The following is a 16,299-nucleotide window of genomic DNA, read 5'->3' as shown; positions in this document are numbered from 1 at the left end:
CGACCCCGCCCCCAGCCGCCGTTAAGGTTCCGGCAAGGTTTGAGGGGGCGCGCATGCTGTTGCGCGACGGGCATGAAACAATTCTGGCTGACATTCTTCGGGTCCATTGCAGGCGTCATCACCGGCGCGCTCATCTGCACGGTCTTTGTGGTGTTCCTGATCGGCGGACTGATCGGCTCTGCGATCCAGGAGGCCGGAGATCGCGCGGCGCCCGCCTTGCGAGGAGAGATGGTGCTGGAGCTTGACCTGCGCACCCCGCGCCTGGATCAGCCTTCGGCCTCCCCGTTCGCCTTCGCGGAACCGCTGTCGGTCATCGAGTTGTCACGCGCCTTGTACAACGCGCGCACGGACACGCGCGTCGCCGCCGTCTTCGTTCGCGCCAACACGCAAAGCCTGCCCGCCGCCCAGGCGGAGGAAATCAACGCCTTGCTGGCGGCCGTTTCGGAAGCGGGCAAGCCGGTCATCGTCCACGCCCAGGGGTTCGAGGCCGGCTCCATCCTGCCTTACCTGGCGGTCGGCGCGGCTGACGAGATCTGGTTGCAGGACACGGCCAGCTTCACCGCAGTCGGCCTGGGCGTGGAAACCCTGTTTCTGGGCGGCATGTTCGAGCAGTTCGGCATCGAACCGCAGATGATCCAGTTGCATGAATACAAGAACGCCGCCGATACGCTGACACAATCGAGCTATACCGAGGCTCACCGTGAAGCCACGTTGAGCTGGCTCAACTCGGTGCATGACAGCGCCCTGTCCATTATCGCCCGCGCGCGCGACATGGAGACTGACGCCTTGCGGGCGCGAATCGAAGCCGGCCCCTATTCCGCTGAACAGGCGCTGGATCTGGGGCTGGTGGATCGGTTGGGCCATGTGGCCGAGGCCCGACAGACCGCGCTGGACCGCGCCGGGCCCAATGCCCGCCTGATCGAGATCGCGAGCTATCATCGCCAGATGACGCCTCCAGTCAGCGCCCAGGCCCCGGTGATCGCCCTGATCGAAGCGCAAGGCGAGATCGTGACGGGCGCGTCCCAGACCGGGTTTGGCGCAACCGGGATCGGCGGAGACACGATCGCGGACGCACTGGACGCCGCCGCCCGTGACCGCGCTGTGGCGGCCATCATCCTGCGCATTGATTCGCCCGGCGGATCCGCCATTGCATCTGACCAGATCTGGGATGCGGTCATGCGGGCCCGGCAGGCGGGCACGCCCGTCATCGCTTCAATGGGCGCGCGCGCGGCGTCGGGCGGATATTACATCGCCGCACCGGCCGACCGTATCGTGGCGAACGCCACCTCGATAACCGGATCAATCGGCATGTTCGGCGGCAAGCTGGTCGCCCAGGAGGCCCTTGGGCGTCTGGGGCTCAATCTCGACCCGCTCCATGTGGGCGGCGAATACGCGATGGCGCAGTCCCCGTCCCAGCCCTGGAGCGAGACCCAGGCGGCGGATTTCCGCGCCCTGGCCGAGGATGTCTATTCAGACTTCACCCGCAAGGTTGCACAGGGCCGAGACTTGCCGCTGGCGCGTATCCAGACCCTGGCCCGCGGGCGGGTGTGGACCGGCCAGCAGGCGCTGGATTTGGGGCTGATCGACTCGGTGGGCGGATTCGAAACCGCGCTCGCCAGCGCCCGTGAACTGGCCGGGCTCAGCGACAATCAGACCATTCGCTTGCGGCGCTTTCCGGCGCGTCCGGACGGCGTGGAGGCCTTGCAGGCGCTCTTCGGCGTCAGTCTGGAAGGCGCGCAAGGCGCCGCTGCGTTCAATCAGCTGATGCAGACGCCCGAAGCTCAGGCCCTGCTCCGCGCCCAATCACGGCTGCAGGCCCAGGAGGCGACGCTGATGGCGCCGGCGGACAGCCCGCGCTAGCCCAGAACCGCGCCCAGCAGGAAGACGGCGAACAGGCCCAGCAGCAGCACGAACCCGTACAGGTTGGTCAGGGTGAATGTCCGCACCGCCGACTGGAAGCGTCCGCGCTCATAGACCACGCGGTGCAGCTTGTAGAGATAGACGTTCGAATAGACCACCATGGCGAAGATCGCCCAGCCGCCGCCAATCAGGAGCGCCGCCTGGCTCATGATCGCCATGGCGAGGAACAGGGCCGCATGGAAATGCAGCGAGACGATCATGTGATCGTACAGGAAGAAACCGCGGCGCCAGACATAGACCAGCCCCAGCAAGAGGGCGTAGACCGGCACCATCACGAACATGACCCGCGGCACCCAGTCCGCGGCTGATTCCAGCCAGTCCCCCGGATCATCCGCCACATGGGCGAAACGTTGGCCCAGATAGCGACGCAGCTGTAGCGGCCACATGGTATCAGGCGCAGGCTCCCCGAAATCCTCAGGCGCGAAGAAGCGTTCGATTTGTTCGCCATCCACGCTCAGATCGAGCGGATGCTCATCCGCGTCTCCAGCGTTGGCCGCATCCACCGCGCCACTGACGACAACGCCTGCATCCGGCGGCGGCGCCTCGGTCTGGGCCAGCTTGTCTTCAACGCTCAGCGTTGTCGGGTCTGGATCAGGCGGCACGAAGTCCGACTCCGCGACCTTCTCGGGCGCTTCAGGCGCCTGGTCGCCTCCCGGGACCTTGGGACCGTAGGGCGACAGGAAGGTGATCTCCGCCCCTTCGGACGCGCCCTCATCAACATCGGGCAGGCCAAGCATGTTGAAAGTGTTCAACGCAATGCGCGCATCCTCTTCGCTGATCTGCCCCGCCTCTTGCTGTTCCTGAATGCGATTGCGGGCCTGTTCGATGCCGCGCGCCGCCTCGACCCGGCCATCGGCATTGTTCCAGCCTTCGCGCATGTCGCTGGTGGCCTGGTCCAGGCCGGAATTGAGCGGTACGAGCAGGAAGAAGATCAGCGAAGCGATGATGTACAGGCGGAAGGGCGGCATGTACCGCATCCGCTTGCCCTTCAGGAAGGATCGCGTCACCCGGCCCGGAAACAGCAGCAGCGCGGGTATGGTGCGCGCCACGCGGCCGTCCAGGGCCAGCAAGCCTTCAATGATTTCGCTGAAAAGACCGCGGACCGGGCGGTGATACTCGTCATCCACCTGCCCGCACATATGGCAGACCGGGCCTTCGAGCTGGGTCTCGCAATTGGCGCAGACCCCTTCAGGCGTGTCCGCCCGCAATACGGCGGGGCGGGAAGCGCGACGGGGGGCCGATCCTCGGCCCGCCGCAACGCCTAATGCAACAGCATGGTCAGTGGCGACTTGCGCCGACGGATCGAAATTGTCGCTCACACCCCGCCCCAACCCATACAGGTCTAGCCTGCGTCAGCCTTGCACAGGTAACGCGTCCGGTGAATGTGGGTCAGATTGTCTTCCCAACCGGTCACATTCGGGTTCACCAGCGCCTTGTTCACATAATAGACGAGCGGCATGTACGGGCTGTCGTCCAGCAGGATCTGCTCGGCGTCCGACAACAGGTCACCGCGTTGCTCGGCATCCAGCGTCCGGTTGGCCTGTTCGACCAGCGCGTCATATTCGGGATTGGACCAACGCGAATAGTTCATGGGCACGGAATCGCTCTCGCCCAGGAACAGGAAGTTGTAGGCGTCATTGTAATCGCCGATCCAGCCGCCATCGCCCAGCGAGAAGTCCCCTGCACGCAAATTGGCGTAGTGGATCTGGGTCTCGATGCCGACAATCTCGGGCTGGACCCAGTCCGCGATCAGCGACCAGTCCTGCTGAACCACCGGCGCAATCCGCGGATTGTCGCCCGTGGTGCGGTGGGAATATTCGAACTCCAGCGGATTGTCCGGCCCATACCCCGCTTCCATCAGCAGTTCGCGCGCCATTTCGCGGCGTTCTTCAACCGGCACGTCTTCCCAGGACACGCGCGCATCGCTGGGATACTCGTTCACGCCCGGCGGCACGAAGGAATAGGCCGGGATCTGACCGGCGCGCAGGATATCGGTGGCGATAAACTCGCGATCGACCGCCATGGACAGCGCGTTACGCACCCGCGGATCGTCGAACGGACCTTCGGTGGTGTTGAAGGCGAAGTACACGATGCCGAGATAGGGGTGCACACGCACATAGTCCGGGATCTCGCGACGCAGGAAGTCGAGGTTCTGACCCGCGAAATCCACGTTGAGATCCAGCTCGCCATTGCGCACGCGGCGCTCGGCGGCGGGATTGTCCACGGTCGGGTAGTAGAACACCTCGTCCACGCAGACATTCTCATTGTCCCAGAACAGCGGGTTGCGCTCGACATAGACGAAGTCGTTCGCACGCCAGTTCACCAGCTTGTAGGCGCCGTTGGTGACAATGTTCTGCGGCTGGACCCAAGCGTCGCCATACTGCTCCACCACGTGCTGGGGCACGGGGAAGGTGGTGTAGTGGGTCAGAAGGCCCGGCAGATACGGCGCCGGAAATTCCAGATCGATGCGCAAGGTGCGCTCGTCAACGGCGGTCACGCCCAGCTCTTCGGGGGACATTTCGCCCATATTGACGGCGCGCGCATTGCGGATCGGATACAGAAGCGAGGCGTAGTTCGCCAGGGTCGCCGGGTCGAGAATGCGACGGAAGGCGTATTCGAAATCGGATGCGGTGACCGGCTCGCCATCACTCCACACCGCTTCGCGCAGGGTGAAAGTCCAGCTCAAACCATCATCGGTGACGCTCCAGTCGGTCGCCATGCCCGGGATCGGTTCAGCTTCCGCGTTCTCGGTGAACAGGCCGATGAACATGTCGCCAATGATGTTGTTTTCCCAGGTGCCCGACGCCTTGTGCGGATCCAGCGTCAGCGGCTCAGCGCCATTGCCCCGGTGCATCACGACCAGATCACTGTCGGCAGAATCGCCGCCTCCCCCGCATGCGGTGAGGGCGAGCGCGGAAGCGCCAGCCGCGAGAAGAAGGCTCAGCTTTCGAGTGATGGTCATTATGATCAGGCTCCCCAGTGATCTGTATTCGCTTCTGCGTGCAATTGACGGCGTTTCATAGCATCATCGCATGACGAGGATGCTCAACCTAGCTGCCTTGCCCAGTCAATTCCCTGGGTGATGGAGTCCCGGTGGTTGACGCCCCATTAATTTCCTAGGGAAATGGGTGAGAATTCAAGTGAAAATCGGACCTGACGTATGCAACTGAGATCTTTGGCGGCCGTATGTGTCCTGATGGGCATGAGTTTTCCGGCTCTGGCGCAAGACGCCGCAACCGATTCCGACACCCTCAACCGGTTGCTGGCTTGTCGTGCGCTCTCTGACGAAGGCGCGCGCCTGGCCTGTCAGGACGAGCATCTGGCGGCGCTGGCCCAGGCCACCGAGTCCGGTCGTGTGGTGGTTGTCGAGCGTCAGGCCTTGCGGGAAGTGGAGCGCGAGAGCTTCGGCCTGAACCTGAGCAGCGTGGGACGGCTGGGCAGCTTCCTGCGTCGCAGCGACTCGGCCGAAGCGCGGGCGGCGGCGGAGACCGAAACCTTTTCGGACGGATCGGTCGCCACATATGACGAAACCGGCCAGATCGAGAGCCTGTCAGGCCTGGCTGTGCAATCGGTGGACCGGGTCCGCAACAAGCTGCGCGTCACCCTCGTCAACGGGCAAGTGTGGGCGCAGACCGATTCCACACCGCTGCCGGGCGTTTCCCGGCGCGCCATTCGAGACGGCCTGACCGTGGAGATCGAGAACGGCGCCCTGGGCTCTCATTTCATGCGTCTGAGCAGCTCCCCCAGCCGTCGCTTCCGCGCCGAGCGCATCCGCTAGCCTGTGATCGCACACAAAAAAGGCGGCGCTGGACCAGCGCCGCCTTTGTCATGTCTGGCGTGCCCCGACGCCTAGCGGTCCTTGGGGTCGATGGCGTCGCGCAAGCCATCGCCGATGAAGTTGAAGCAGAACAGGGTCAACATCATGGTCAGCGCCGGGAAGATCAGCGTCCACGGCGCGATCTCCATGTCCCGCGCGCCATTGGCGATCAGATTGCCAAGCGAGGTCAGCGGCTCCTGAACGCCCAGCCCCAGGAAGCTCAAAAAGCTTTCCGCGAGGATCACGACCGGGATGGTCAGCGTCACATAGACCACCACCGGACCCAGCACGTTTGGCACGATGTGGCGGCGGATGATCGCACTTTGCGAGACGCCGGCCGCATGGGCGGCCTCGACGAATTCCATGCTCTTGAGCGAGATGGTCTGACCGCGCACGATCCGCGCCATGGTCAGCCATTCCACGGCGCCGATGGCGACGAAGATCAGGATGATGTTCCGACCGAACACCACCATCAGAATGATCACGAAGAAGATGAAGGGCAGCGAATACAGGATGTCGACCACGCGCATCATGAGCTGGTCGATCCGCCCGCCAACAAAGCCGGCGGTCGCCCCCCAGGTCACCCCGATGATCAGCGAGACGAAGGTCGCCACCACGCCCACCATCAAGGACATGCGCAAGCCCACAAGCACGCGGGCGAACAGATCTCGCCCCTGTGCATCCGTGCCGAAGATGTGAAGATCGGTCAGGGTCGGCGCGATCTGCACCTTGTCGCGATAGATGAAGGTGCTGTCGTGCACCCACAGCAACGGACCGATCAGCGCCAATAGCACCAGCACGCCGAGCAGAATGAGGCTGGCGACAGCGGCCTTGTTGCGCAACAGGCGGGTCCGGGCGTCATCCCAGAGCGAGCGGCCTTTGACGGCGCTCTGTTCCATCAGCTCGGCTTTGTCTTGCGGCGTGGAGGTCAGAACCATCAGTCGAACTTCACTTTGGGATTGAGCACCGCATACAGCAGGTCCGCAATCAGATTGAGAAGGATGATCAGGCTGGCGTAGAGGATCACAACCCCCATCACCACCGTATAGTCGCGTTGCAGCGCCGCGAACACGAACTGCCGCCCGACGCCAGGCAGGGAGAAGACCTGCTCGATGACGATGGAACCGGTCAGCAGCGCAGCCGTCGCCGGGCCCAGATAGCTCACCAGCGGCAGGATGGCGGCGCGCAGCGCGTGACGGGTGATCACGGCGAACGGGCTCAAGCCCTTTGCGCGCGCGGTGCGGATGAAGTTGGAGCGGATCACCTCGATCATGCTCGCCCGCATGAGGCGCGAGATGATGGCGATTTGCGGCAGGGCCAGCGTGACCACGGGCAGGATCAGGCGCTCCAGCGTCATGCCATGCCTTGGGTCCAGCCCGCCTGATGGCAGCCAGCCGAGATAGATACCGACCACAAGGGCCAGGATCGGCCCCACCACAAAGGGCGGGATAACAATCCCCACTGTGGCGAACCCGACCACCCCGTAATCCACCGATGTATTTTGTCGGAGGGCGGCTAACGAGCCGAGCGCGGTCCCTACAAGTACGGCGAGCGCCATCGACAACAGGCCCACCGTCGCGGAGACGGGGAAGCCTTCGGAAATGATCTGGGCGACCGTCTTGTCGCGGAATTTCAGGGACGGGCCGAGATCGAACTGGGCCAGGTCAACCAGATAATCCACATATTGCTTGGCCACGGGCTGGTCCATGCCATAGCTCGCCAGAAGGTTCTGACGGGTCTGTTCAGGCATGGGACGTTCCAGGTCGAACGGCCCCCCTGGCGCAAAGCGCATCATGAAGAACGCCAGCGTGATGATCACCAACAGGGTTGGGATCGCAACGAGAATACGGCGGACGATGTAACCGATCATGGGGCGCTTTTTGACATCTGGATGAAGACCGCTTTGTGGGGGCTAGACTCCGTCGGATCAAGGACGACCCGCAGTGAGCACTATTTGAATAGATTTTTCAATATGTTCATACTTGAACCAAGATCAATTCACAAACCCGGTTTGTCCGGACCTTGAGCGCGTTCAGCGTTTGATTCACGCACGATGACAGTTTCTGCATGAACCGGCGGTGACTGATCCGGCGCCATCCGCGCCGGAGCCAGTCCCAGTTTGAGACACCCGATCACCACCGCCGCCATCACCAGAAGGCGCATGCGGCGGCTGACAAAAACGCTGGCGGCGTTCAGGCGGATCATGGCGACGGTCCTCTTTGCACGGGCGCGCGGTACACACGAAAGCGTGACGCAAAAAGCGCGCCGGTGTGATGAGGCGTGAATTGCGCCATGCAGGCGGCGCGGTATCGTGTGACCGTAATCAAGAGGGGCGCAGATATGGCGACGACCGCGTGGTGGCGCGATTTCCAGCTGGACGGACATGTGGTGCAGGTCAGAAAGACCGGCGCCCGCATTCCGCTGGATGGCGGCCTTCTCGCTGAATGCGCGTCCTGGCTGGGATACCACGCCCGCATCGAACTGGAACGCCGACGCATCAAGCGCGATGGCGCGCGCATCTGGTTCACCCCGGACACGCCCCGCCCCTGGTATCTGGTCTGGCCGGTCGTCCAGATGGCCGGACTGCAAATCGCCAGCACGCCCGACACCGCCGACCTGGTGTTCAGCTTCGAGGATCTGACCTGCGTCGATACGGCCCGCCACGCGCATCTGCCCCATCTGAACGCGGACTGCCTGGACACTTCGAAATCGCAGGTGGCCCGGATTTTCGAGCAGGTCAGCGGACGCGCCCTGGCCGTCGACCCGCAAAGCTGGACCGGCCCGATGGCGGCCAAGTCCGAAACCAATGGCGCCCATGACGGGCATGTGGTGACGGGGCCGACCGCGCCGGCGCCGGACCTCGTTTACCAGCGCCTGATCAACAATCTGGCCGAGGATGGTTGCGTCGAGGATCTGCGATGCCCCACGGTGGGCGGCGAGATTCCGGTGGTCTTCCTCAAGCGCCGCCCGCTCAAGGACCGCTTCGCCAATCACAATACCGAGGTGCATCTGCTGCATCCGGACGCTGTCTTCACGGCGCTGGAGCGCGATCTGATCCACCGTTTCTGTCAGGCCATGAAGCTCGATTGGGGCGGTATTGACGTATTGCGAGACCGAAACACCGGCGATCTGTGGATCGTCGATGTGAACAAGACCGATATGGGCCCGCCCATCGCCCTGCCGATGGCGGACAAACTCAAGGCCACACGTACGCTGGCGCACGCCCTGCGCGCCCATGTGGACGCCCGACTGAGCTCAGTGGAGACCTGAAATGAGCGCCATCCCTTTCGTCCGAGAGTTTGATTTCGAATATGGGCGCTGTGACCAGATGAGCCCGCGCATCCGCCGGCTGATCGCTCCCAATCCGGGCAATTTCACCTTCACCGGTACGGGCGTGTTCATCATCGGCAAGGGCGAGGTCGCCGTGCTCGACCCCGGCCCCGCCCTGCCTGAACACGAAGCGGCGCTCGACGCCGCGCTGGAGGGCCAGCGCGTCAGCCATGTCTTCGTCACCCACCACCATCTCGACCACTCGCCGCTCGCCCACACGCTGGCGAAAAAGCATGGTTGCAAGGTCTATGGCCGCATGCCGAAAGTCACCGAACCGGAAGGCGGCGAAGTGCGCATGGAAGCAGGCGATGATCTGGGCTTCCGCCCGGACGTCCAGATCGAGGATGGCGATGTGTTCACCGGTCCGGACTGGACGCTGACCGCGCTCCACACGCCCGGGCACACCTCAAACCATCTGTGTTATGCGCTGAAAGAGGAGAACGCCCTGTTCTCCGGCGACCACATCATGGGCTGGTCCACCTCGGTCGTCAGCCCGCCCGATGGCTCCATGGGCGATTACATGGCCCAGCTGCGACGCATCCGGGCCATGGAATTTGATACGATCTGGCCCACCCATGGCCCGCAGATCACCGACACGACCCCCTTCCTCGACGCCTATATCGCGCACCGGGAAAACCGTGAGGCCCAGGTGCTCAAACAGCTCGCGGACGGTCAGAACACCATCAAGGCGATGGTGGCGGTGATGTATGCCGATGTGGACAAGCGCCTGCATCCGGCCGCCGCGCACTCGGTGCTTGCGCACATGATCCATCTGGTGGAACAGGGCAAGGCGGTGTGCGAGGGCGCGCCGGGGCTTGATACCCGTTACACCCTCGCCTGAGGCGCGGGCGGCTAGGCGCCCTCGCCCAGAGAGCTGCGCAGATTGGCCTCGAACGCTTCAAGACGCGCGGCGTTGGCGCCCAGATCGGAAACGCCGACCCGGCTGACCGAGCGAGCGTCCACACGGGTCCCGCCATCATCCAGCGCCGTCACCCGCACCACGACATCATCCTTGAAGCCGAACCAGAACGTGGTGTCGGTGGCTTCGAACAGGCCCGCTTCAGGGGAATCCGTACCGACTTTCCAGCCCATGTCCCGCGCCGTGTTCAACGCCGCCTCATACACCAGATCGGGCGCCACATTGAACGTCATCGGCTGGATTTCCGGATAGGCCTCGGCCTGCACTTCAGGCAGCGGGCGTTCGGAGCGCGGATCGATTTTCTCGGCATAGTTCACCGAATTGGCCTCCGCGCCGCGGCGATCAATGAGCGCGTTAGAGAACTGCGGCGGGTTTTCGGTATCGGTGCTGATGTCGTGAATGGGCGGGATGGTCGAAGCGTATTCACGCACCGAGGCGGCATAGGCCAGCCCGCCAGCCCCCACGGCGATGGCCAGCACAGCCGCTATCCAGCCGCCGACGCCCGGCGCATTGGCCTTGCCGAACACGAACCGGTAGACGATCAGCAGCACCAGGCTGATGACGCCGGCGCCGACCGCGGCGAACAGGAAGCGCGGCCCCCACTGGAAGGTCATGACGCCCAGTCCGGTCTGATAACCCCACAGCTCGAACCGCGTTCCGAGCGCCGCTGCAGCGAACCAGAGCGGCGTCACAATGGCGATGGCCGCAGTCAGGCCGACCACGAGATGCCGAATGGCGCGAAAAATCGAAATCATGACAAAGCCCCGACTGCCATAGAAAGGTATTTGGATACTCTAGGCCCAAATCGTCTCGGTTTTAAGGATAGAGCCGGCTGACCGACCAGGTTTCACGCGATTGTGTCCGTTCGAACACCATCCGATCATGCAGGCGGAACGCCCGGTCGCGCCAGAATTCGATCCGTCGCGGATCGAGCCGGTATCCGGTCCAGTTTTCCGGCCGGGGGATCTCGCCGATATTGAACTTGGCGGCATACTGGGCCACGCGCTTTTCCAGCGCGAACCGGCTTTCTAGCTCATGGGACTGTTTGGACGCCCAGGCGCCGATCCGGCTGTCACGGGCGCGGGAGTTAAAATAGGCGTCCGCCTCTTCATCGCTGACCTGTGAAATCGGGCCGCGAATACGGATTTGACGACGCAGGCTTTTCCAGTGAAAGCACATGGCCGCATTGGGATTGGCGGCGAGCTGCTCGCCCTTCACGCTGTCGGTGTTGGTGTAGAAAACAAAGCCGCTTTCATCAAAGCCCTTCAAGAGCACCATGCGCACATCCGGCGCGCCGTCCGCATCGGCGGTCGCGAGCGCAACCGCGTTCGGATCATTGGGCTCTTTCTTTTTGGCGTCTTCCAGCCAGTGCTCGAACAGGGCGAACGGATCCTCGCGGGCGAAGATGTCCTCAGGCGGGTTCGCCTCGGTCTTTTCGTAATCGGCCTGGCTGGGACTGGGCGGGATGACGGGCTTGTCGGTCATGTCACGGCTCCTGATGGCCGAAGAGAAGATGACCCTGAAGTAGTCGCATCCCTGGGAAGATCAACGATTCGACAATAAAAGCCGTTTAATATGTGCAGCATGAGTGAGCCGCACGAAGCGATAGTCAAAGCGTACAAGGTGTTCGGCCTTGAAGGCGACGAGGATTTCTCCGTCGTCCGTGACCGCTTTCGCGAGCTCATCAAGGATGTTCACCCCGATACATCCCAGGACAATGATCCCAAGACGGTCGCCAAGCTCCAGCGCATGCTCAAGGCCTATGAAGTGCTGCGTCGCTTCGCGCCGCGCCGCCATGACATCACGATTACGCCGGAAGAAGCGCGCAAAGGCGGCATCCGCACCATCAAGATCCATGACCGCGAAGCGATGATCCGCATCCCCGTGGCGGTCAAGAACGGCACGGTCGTCGTGCCCATCGGCGACCCGCTCTGGCGCGTGCACATCAAGGTGCAGGACGTGATGGTCAACGCGGACCTCAACCAGCAGGGCGAGGCCGAACTCAAGCGTCTGGCCGAAATGAAGAAGAAGTTCGAGGACACGAAGGCCAACGAAGCCGAGGAAGACGCCGACGCGCACACCAATCTCCTCAAGGCTTTCTGCGACCGCTTCGTCAAAGCCTCTCCGGCGGCCCGGTTTGCCAAATGGGTTCGCGGGGGCAGCAACGCGGCGTGACGCCTGCGCAAAGCCTCTCTAAAGTGCGGCGCACATCATAATTCTGCCCGGCGTCCTTCCATGTCCCACAATTCCTTCGGTCATCTGTTCCGCTTCACCACCTGGGGCGAAAGCCACGGCCCCGCGCTCGGCTGCGTCATTGACGGCTGCCCGGCGGGAATCACGCTGACCGAGAACGACATCCAGCCCTGGCTCGATCTTCGCAAACCGGGCACGTCGCGCCATGTCACCCAGCGGCGCGAACCCGACCAGGTGAAGATCCTGTCCGGCGTGTTCGAGGATGACCGCACGCCCGGCCAGGTCACCACGGGCGCGCCGATCTCGCTGATGATCGAGAACACCGATCAGCGCTCGAAAGACTATTCCGACATTCGCGACAAATGGCGGCCCGGCCACGCCGATTACACCTATGACGCCAAGTATGGCGTGCGCGATTATCGCGGCGGCGGGCGCTCCTCGGCGCGTGAAACCGCCGCCCGTGTGGCCGCCGGCGCCGTGGCGCGCAAGGTGCTGGGCGAAGACATCCAGATCCGCGCCGCCCTCGTCCAGATCGGCGAGCGTCGGATCGACCGGTCCCGCTGGGACTGGGACCAGGTGCGCCAGAACGCTTTCTTCTGCCCGGACGCTGAAACGGCAAGGCTCTGGGAATCCGATATGGATCAGGTCCGCAAGGAGGGCAGCTCGGTCGGGGCGCTCATCGAAGTGGTGTGTTCGAACGTGCCCGCAGGCTGGGGCGCGCCGGTCTATGGCAAGCTCGATGCGGACATGGCCAGCGCGATGATGTCGATCAATGCGGCCAAGGCCGTCGAGATCGGCGCGGGGCTGGAGTCCGCTGCCATGCACGGTGAAGACGCCGCCGACCAGATGCGCCTTGGCGCCGATGGCCAGCTCGAATTCCTGTCCAACCATAATGGCGGGGTGCTGGGCGGCATTTCCACCGGTCAGGACCTGGTGGTGCGCGTGGCGATCAAGCCCACCTCCTCGATCCGCATTCCACGCCAGACTCTGACGAAGGATCTTCAGGAAACCGAAGTCGTCACCAAGGGTCGCCACGATCCCTGCGTGGGCATTCGCGGCGTCCCCGTCGCCGAAGCCATGGCCGCCCTCGTGCTCGCCGATCACAAGCTGCGCGCCGCGGCGTATCGGTAAAGTTCAATCTCATTCGTCATCCCGGACGCGTAGCGATCCGGGATCTACCGGACACGCTCTGTTCTGATTACAGAGACGCCTGCAGTAGATCCCGGCTCAAGGCCGGGATGACTGCATGTTTTATGGCAAAGTCCGAATGGGCCTCCGGATCAAGTCTGAAGGCCAGAGGTCTTCGCTCTATGATCTCGGTCCTCGGGCTGACCCGGGGACCCAGAATGAGCCCTACCCCCGGCGAAACACCGCGACGGACTCCACATGGCCGGTCCATTTGAACTGATCGACGGGGGTGACGGGGCCCATCTTGTAGCCGCCTTCGATCAGGATCGCGGCGTCGCGCGCGAACGTGGCGGGGTTGCATGAGATCGAGACAATCACCGGGACCATGCTGTCGGACAGGCGTTCAGCCTGGGCCTTGGCGCCGGCGCGCGGCGGGTCGATGACCACCAGCGACGTGCCTTCCAGCTCCTTGGGCGTGATCGGTTCCAGCGCCAGATCGCGCACCCGCGCATCCACGGGCTTGAGCCCCGGCGTGCGCTGGGCCGCGCGTTGAAGGGCGTGCAGCAGGCCGCTTTCCCCTTCCACCGCCAGGACGGGCATGGTCCGCGCCAGGCGCAGCGCAAACGCGCCCGCCCCCGCAAACAGGTCCGCCGCCTTGAACGGGCCCTTGCCCTCAAGGCTTTTCACCGCCTCATCCACAAAGCCCGCCAGAACCGCTTCACCCTCCGCAGTCGCCTGCAGGAAGCCGCCCGGCGCCGGGGTGACCTTGGTGTCGCCGAACTTGACCACCGGGGCCTCGAACTCGATCAAAGGGTCGCCGCCAATGGTGACGCGGGTCCAGTTATACTGGCCCGCCAGCTCCGCCCCCGCTTCGCGCAGGGCCAGGCTGACCTCCTTGACGCCTTGCACGGAGACGTCGAGCCCCGGCTGGCAATCGAGCACGTGAATATCGATCCGGCCCTTCTTGGGCGTTGCGACTTCAGCCAGCTCGCGCAGGCCCGGCACGGAAGCGCGCAGGCCCGGCGTTGAAACCGGGCAATCGGCAATGTCGACGATCTTGTCGCCCGCGCGCTCGGCGAAGCCCACCACGAGCTTGGCGCCAAAACGCTGGGCATGAAGGGTCATGCGACGCCGGCCCTCGCCATGGGCGTCCACCAGCATGCGCACTTCGGCGTTTACGCCCGCCTTCTCCAGCGCATCCACAACGAGATGGCGCTTCCAGAGTTTGTAGGCGCTCTCTTCGAAATGCTGCAGCGAGCAACCGCCGCAGCGATCGGCGACCGGGCAGAACGGTTCGACGCGATCCGGGCTGTTGCTGACGCGTTCCAGCACGCGCCCGCGCTGGCCCTGCACCTCGACCTTCGCGCCCTCGCCGGGCAGCAGGCCGGGAGTGAAGACGGGGCCCGGCATCACGGCGTCTCCCCGCGCGCCAAGGCTGTCGGCGATCAGGGTTTCCACGTGGACGGGTTTGGGGGCGGCTTTGCGACGTCTGTTCATGAGCATGCTGATGCCGGGCGCAGGCGATCCGGTCAAGCGCCCAGCGCAAGCCGGCCCGTGGCCACTTTTCTGACAATCGTGTTCATGTTCGGCTCAGCTTCGGGTCTTTAGGCTTTGTTTACGTTACGGGCCAAGCCCCGCGCAGCACAGGAAAGGGCCAGTCTTATGCGCCTTCAAACCCTCGCCGCCTCATGCCTGCTGTCGACCGCCATCGTGACGCCGGGCCTTGTGTTCGCGCCGTCCGCCTATGCGGCGGAGGCTGTGGTCGAAACCGTCCAACAAGAGCGTCAGGAACGCCGCGAAGCCCGGCGCGAACAGCGTCGAGAAGCGCGAGAAGATCGTCGTGAAGGACGTCGCGAAGGCCGCGGCGCACGCGGAGACGATCGTCGCGAAGCCCGCGGTGACCGACGCGAGAACCGGCGCGAGGGGCGCCGGGAGGCACGACGGGAAGAACGCCGCGAGGAGCGGCGCGAGGCCCGTCGTGACGATCGCCGCGAGGATCGTCGCGAAGCCCGGCGCGAGCATCGTCGCGATCAGCGCAGAGAGGCCCGCCGCGAGTATCGCCAGGAGCAACGCCGCGAAGCGCGTCGGGAAGCCCGGCGCGAATACCGCCGCGATGTACGCCGGGAGGCGCGGCGCGAATATCGTCAGGAGCAACGACGCGAGGCCCGCCGGGAGTACCGTCGGGAGGCGCGCCGTGACGCGCGGCGCGATTATCGCCGGGACCAACGCCGCTGGGGCCATGACAATCGCCGTGGCCATTACCGCCATTACACGCCGCCGCGCCGGGTCGTTCATTACCATGTGGACCGCCGCCCCTCCTACGGCCGCAACTGGCGCTATCATGATCGCCACCGCCGCTATGACAGCCGCCAGTTCTATTACACCGACCAGTTCTGTCGCTCTGATGGCAATGCCGTGGTCGCCGGCGCCCTGATCGGCGCGCTGCTCGGCGGCGTCGCGGGCGACGGAGATGGCGGCGCCCTGCTGGCGGGCGGCCTCGTCGGCGCAGGGCTGGGCGCATCGCTCAATGATTGCGATCGCGGCCAGTACCGGTATGGCCTGCAGACCGCCTTCGTCACCGACCAGCCTTATTACTGGGCGAACCCCTATTCAGGCGTGCGCGGCGTGGTGCGCGCCGGGGACTGGCACCGCTGGGGTCCGCGCCAGTGCCGCTGGGGCGATGCCGAGATCTTCCTGCCCGATGGCCGGATCACCTATGATCGCGTGCGCATGTGCCAGGATGGCTATGGCCGCTGGGAAGTGGCGCGCCGCCAGTAAGCCCGCTAGTGTTTGCGTGGCCTGAGGCCCTCTCTCGCTTCAGGCCGCAGTTCCGAACGGACGCTCTATCCGGATCGGAACCTTCCGGCGCCTGTGGGGACAGGCGCCGGGGACAGGAGCGGGCCCGCCACGGCTTTGTGGCGGGCCCGTTTTTGTCCGCAAAGACGAACGGGCACGCTATGGCCCAGAACTGTTCATGTTCGGCTCATGGCGG

At 64.2% G+C, this 16,299-nt stretch carries 15 protein-coding genes; 7 read left to right on the top strand and 8 right to left on the bottom strand.

From position 1 onward, the window contains the following. The first annotated feature begins 72 nt into the window (after nucleotides 1-72). The gene (locus RBA95_RS06545; protein WP_306016043.1) at nucleotides 73-1,860 is read left to right on the top strand and encodes a S49 family peptidase; all 1,788 of its coding nucleotides are present in this window, start codon (nucleotides 73-75) and stop codon (nucleotides 1,858-1,860) included. Here RBA95_RS06545 and RBA95_RS06540 read toward each other — a convergent pair. After that, nucleotides 1,857-3,239: a DUF3667 domain-containing protein gene (locus RBA95_RS06540; RefSeq protein ID WP_306016042.1), complete on the bottom strand. Its 1,383-nt coding sequence runs from the start codon at nucleotides 3,237-3,239 to the stop codon at nucleotides 1,857-1,859. The two genes, RBA95_RS06545 and RBA95_RS06540, sit on opposite strands and share 4 nt — an antisense overlap. A gap of 23 nt (nucleotides 3,240-3,262) precedes the next feature. Further along, nucleotides 3,263-4,882, bottom strand: a complete 1,620-nt coding sequence (locus RBA95_RS06535) for a peptide ABC transporter substrate-binding protein (RefSeq protein ID WP_306016041.1) — start codon at nucleotides 4,880-4,882, stop codon at nucleotides 3,263-3,265. A 240-nt stretch (nucleotides 4,883-5,122) separates the two neighbouring features. Between RBA95_RS06535 and RBA95_RS06530 the strand changes: the two genes are divergently transcribed. Continuing rightward, nucleotides 5,123-5,698, top strand: coding sequence for a hypothetical protein (locus tag RBA95_RS06530; RefSeq protein WP_306016040.1), 576 nt, complete (start codon nucleotides 5,123-5,125; stop codon nucleotides 5,696-5,698). 71 nt (nucleotides 5,699-5,769) lie between these two features. Here RBA95_RS06530 and RBA95_RS06525 read toward each other — a convergent pair whose 3' ends face one another. From RBA95_RS06525 to RBA95_RS06515, 3 genes are all read right to left on the bottom strand, one after another. Further along, nucleotides 5,770-6,675 (bottom strand): ABC transporter permease subunit, encoded by a 906-nt coding sequence (locus RBA95_RS06525; RefSeq protein ID WP_306016039.1) that lies wholly within the window; start codon nucleotides 6,673-6,675, stop codon nucleotides 5,770-5,772. Continuing rightward, nucleotides 6,675-7,607: an ABC transporter permease subunit gene (locus tag RBA95_RS06520; protein ID WP_306016038.1), complete on the bottom strand. Its 933-nt coding sequence runs from the start codon at nucleotides 7,605-7,607 to the stop codon at nucleotides 6,675-6,677. Before RBA95_RS06520 ends, RBA95_RS06525 begins: the two co-directional genes overlap by 1 nt. A 128-nt stretch (nucleotides 7,608-7,735) precedes the next feature. Next, nucleotides 7,736-7,942: a hypothetical protein gene (locus tag RBA95_RS06515; RefSeq protein WP_306016037.1), complete on the bottom strand. Its 207-nt coding sequence runs from the start codon at nucleotides 7,940-7,942 to the stop codon at nucleotides 7,736-7,738. Between the two features lie 135 nt (nucleotides 7,943-8,077). Between RBA95_RS06515 and RBA95_RS06510 the strand changes: the two genes are divergently transcribed. Both RBA95_RS06510 and RBA95_RS06505 read left to right on the top strand, forming a co-directional pair. Continuing rightward, complete coding sequence (locus RBA95_RS06510; protein WP_306016036.1) at nucleotides 8,078-9,007, top strand: hypothetical protein; 930 nt, start codon at nucleotides 8,078-8,080, stop codon at nucleotides 9,005-9,007. Between the two features lies 1 nt (nucleotide 9,008). Continuing rightward, entirely contained in the window at nucleotides 9,009-9,908 is a 900-nt protein-coding gene (locus tag RBA95_RS06505; protein ID WP_306016035.1) for an MBL fold metallo-hydrolase, read from the top strand. An 11-nt stretch (nucleotides 9,909-9,919) separates the two neighbouring features. Here RBA95_RS06505 and RBA95_RS06500 read toward each other — a convergent pair whose 3' ends face one another. Both RBA95_RS06500 and pdxH read right to left on the bottom strand, forming a co-directional pair. Then, the gene (locus RBA95_RS06500; RefSeq protein WP_306016034.1) at nucleotides 9,920-10,741 is read right to left on the bottom strand and encodes a DUF1499 domain-containing protein; all 822 of its coding nucleotides are present in this window, start codon (nucleotides 10,739-10,741) and stop codon (nucleotides 9,920-9,922) included. A gap of 61 nt (nucleotides 10,742-10,802) precedes the next feature. Next, the gene (pdxH, locus tag RBA95_RS06495) at nucleotides 10,803-11,471 is read right to left on the bottom strand and encodes a pyridoxamine 5'-phosphate oxidase (protein WP_306016033.1); all 669 of its coding nucleotides are present in this window, start codon (nucleotides 11,469-11,471) and stop codon (nucleotides 10,803-10,805) included. Nucleotides 11,472-11,570: 99 nt separating this feature from the next. On the opposite strand from pdxH, the gene RBA95_RS06490 reads away from it, so the two are divergent. Next, the gene (locus tag RBA95_RS06490) at nucleotides 11,571-12,161 is read left to right on the top strand and encodes a J domain-containing protein (protein ID WP_306016032.1); all 591 of its coding nucleotides are present in this window, start codon (nucleotides 11,571-11,573) and stop codon (nucleotides 12,159-12,161) included. A gap of 60 nt (nucleotides 12,162-12,221) precedes the next feature. After that, the gene (aroC, locus tag RBA95_RS06485) at nucleotides 12,222-13,310 is read left to right on the top strand and encodes a chorismate synthase (protein ID WP_306016031.1); all 1,089 of its coding nucleotides are present in this window, start codon (nucleotides 12,222-12,224) and stop codon (nucleotides 13,308-13,310) included. Nucleotides 13,311-13,532: 222 nt separating this feature from the next. On the opposite strand, the gene RBA95_RS06480 is transcribed toward aroC, so the two are convergent. Continuing rightward, entirely contained in the window at nucleotides 13,533-14,804 is a 1,272-nt protein-coding gene (locus RBA95_RS06480; RefSeq protein ID WP_306016030.1) for a class I SAM-dependent RNA methyltransferase, read from the bottom strand. Between the two features lie 165 nt (nucleotides 14,805-14,969). Between RBA95_RS06480 and RBA95_RS06475 the strand changes: the two genes are divergently transcribed. Further along, complete coding sequence (locus tag RBA95_RS06475; RefSeq protein WP_306016029.1) at nucleotides 14,970-16,085, top strand: hypothetical protein; 1,116 nt, start codon at nucleotides 14,970-14,972, stop codon at nucleotides 16,083-16,085. Nucleotides 16,086-16,299 lie beyond the last annotated feature (214 nt).

This window comes from Oceanicaulis sp. MMSF_3324 (genome assembly GCF_030733545.1).
In the GTDB taxonomy this organism is placed as follows: Bacteria; Pseudomonadota; Alphaproteobacteria; order Caulobacterales; family Maricaulaceae; genus Oceanicaulis.
This window is presented reverse-complemented; position numbering and strand designations above follow the sequence as displayed.

Bases quoted from the DNA above. Each gene is read 5' to 3' on its own strand.
- RBA95_RS06530 (WP_306016040.1), top strand. From the start codon at position 5,123: ATGAGTTTTCCGGCTCTGGCGCAAGACGCCGCAACCGATTCCGACACC.
- RBA95_RS06490 (WP_306016032.1), top strand. From the start codon at position 11,571: ATGAGTGAGCCGCACGAAGCGATAGTCAAAGCGTACAAGGTGTTCGGC.
- RBA95_RS06525 (WP_306016039.1), bottom strand. From the start codon at position 6,675: ATGGTTCTGACCTCCACGCCGCAAGACAAAGCCGAGCTGATGGAACAG.
- RBA95_RS06505 (WP_306016035.1), top strand. From the start codon at position 9,009: ATGAGCGCCATCCCTTTCGTCCGAGAGTTTGATTTCGAATATGGGCGC.
- RBA95_RS06545 (WP_306016043.1), top strand. From the start codon at position 73: ATGAAACAATTCTGGCTGACATTCTTCGGGTCCATTGCAGGCGTCATC.
- RBA95_RS06475 (WP_306016029.1), top strand. From the start codon at position 14,970: ATGCGCCTTCAAACCCTCGCCGCCTCATGCCTGCTGTCGACCGCCATC.
- RBA95_RS06520 (WP_306016038.1), bottom strand. From the start codon at position 7,607: ATGATCGGTTACATCGTCCGCCGTATTCTCGTTGCGATCCCAACCCTG.
- RBA95_RS06515 (WP_306016037.1), bottom strand. From the start codon at position 7,942: ATGATCCGCCTGAACGCCGCCAGCGTTTTTGTCAGCCGCCGCATGCGC.
- RBA95_RS06480 (WP_306016030.1), bottom strand. From the start codon at position 14,804: ATGAACAGACGTCGCAAAGCCGCCCCCAAACCCGTCCACGTGGAAACC.
- pdxH (WP_306016033.1), bottom strand. From the start codon at position 11,471: ATGACCGACAAGCCCGTCATCCCGCCCAGTCCCAGCCAGGCCGATTAC.
- RBA95_RS06500 (WP_306016034.1), bottom strand. From the start codon at position 10,741: ATGATTTCGATTTTTCGCGCCATTCGGCATCTCGTGGTCGGCCTGACT.
- RBA95_RS06535 (WP_306016041.1), bottom strand. From the start codon at position 4,882: ATGACCATCACTCGAAAGCTGAGCCTTCTTCTCGCGGCTGGCGCTTCC.
- aroC (WP_306016031.1), top strand. From the start codon at position 12,222: ATGTCCCACAATTCCTTCGGTCATCTGTTCCGCTTCACCACCTGGGGC.
- RBA95_RS06510 (WP_306016036.1), top strand. From the start codon at position 8,078: ATGGCGACGACCGCGTGGTGGCGCGATTTCCAGCTGGACGGACATGTG.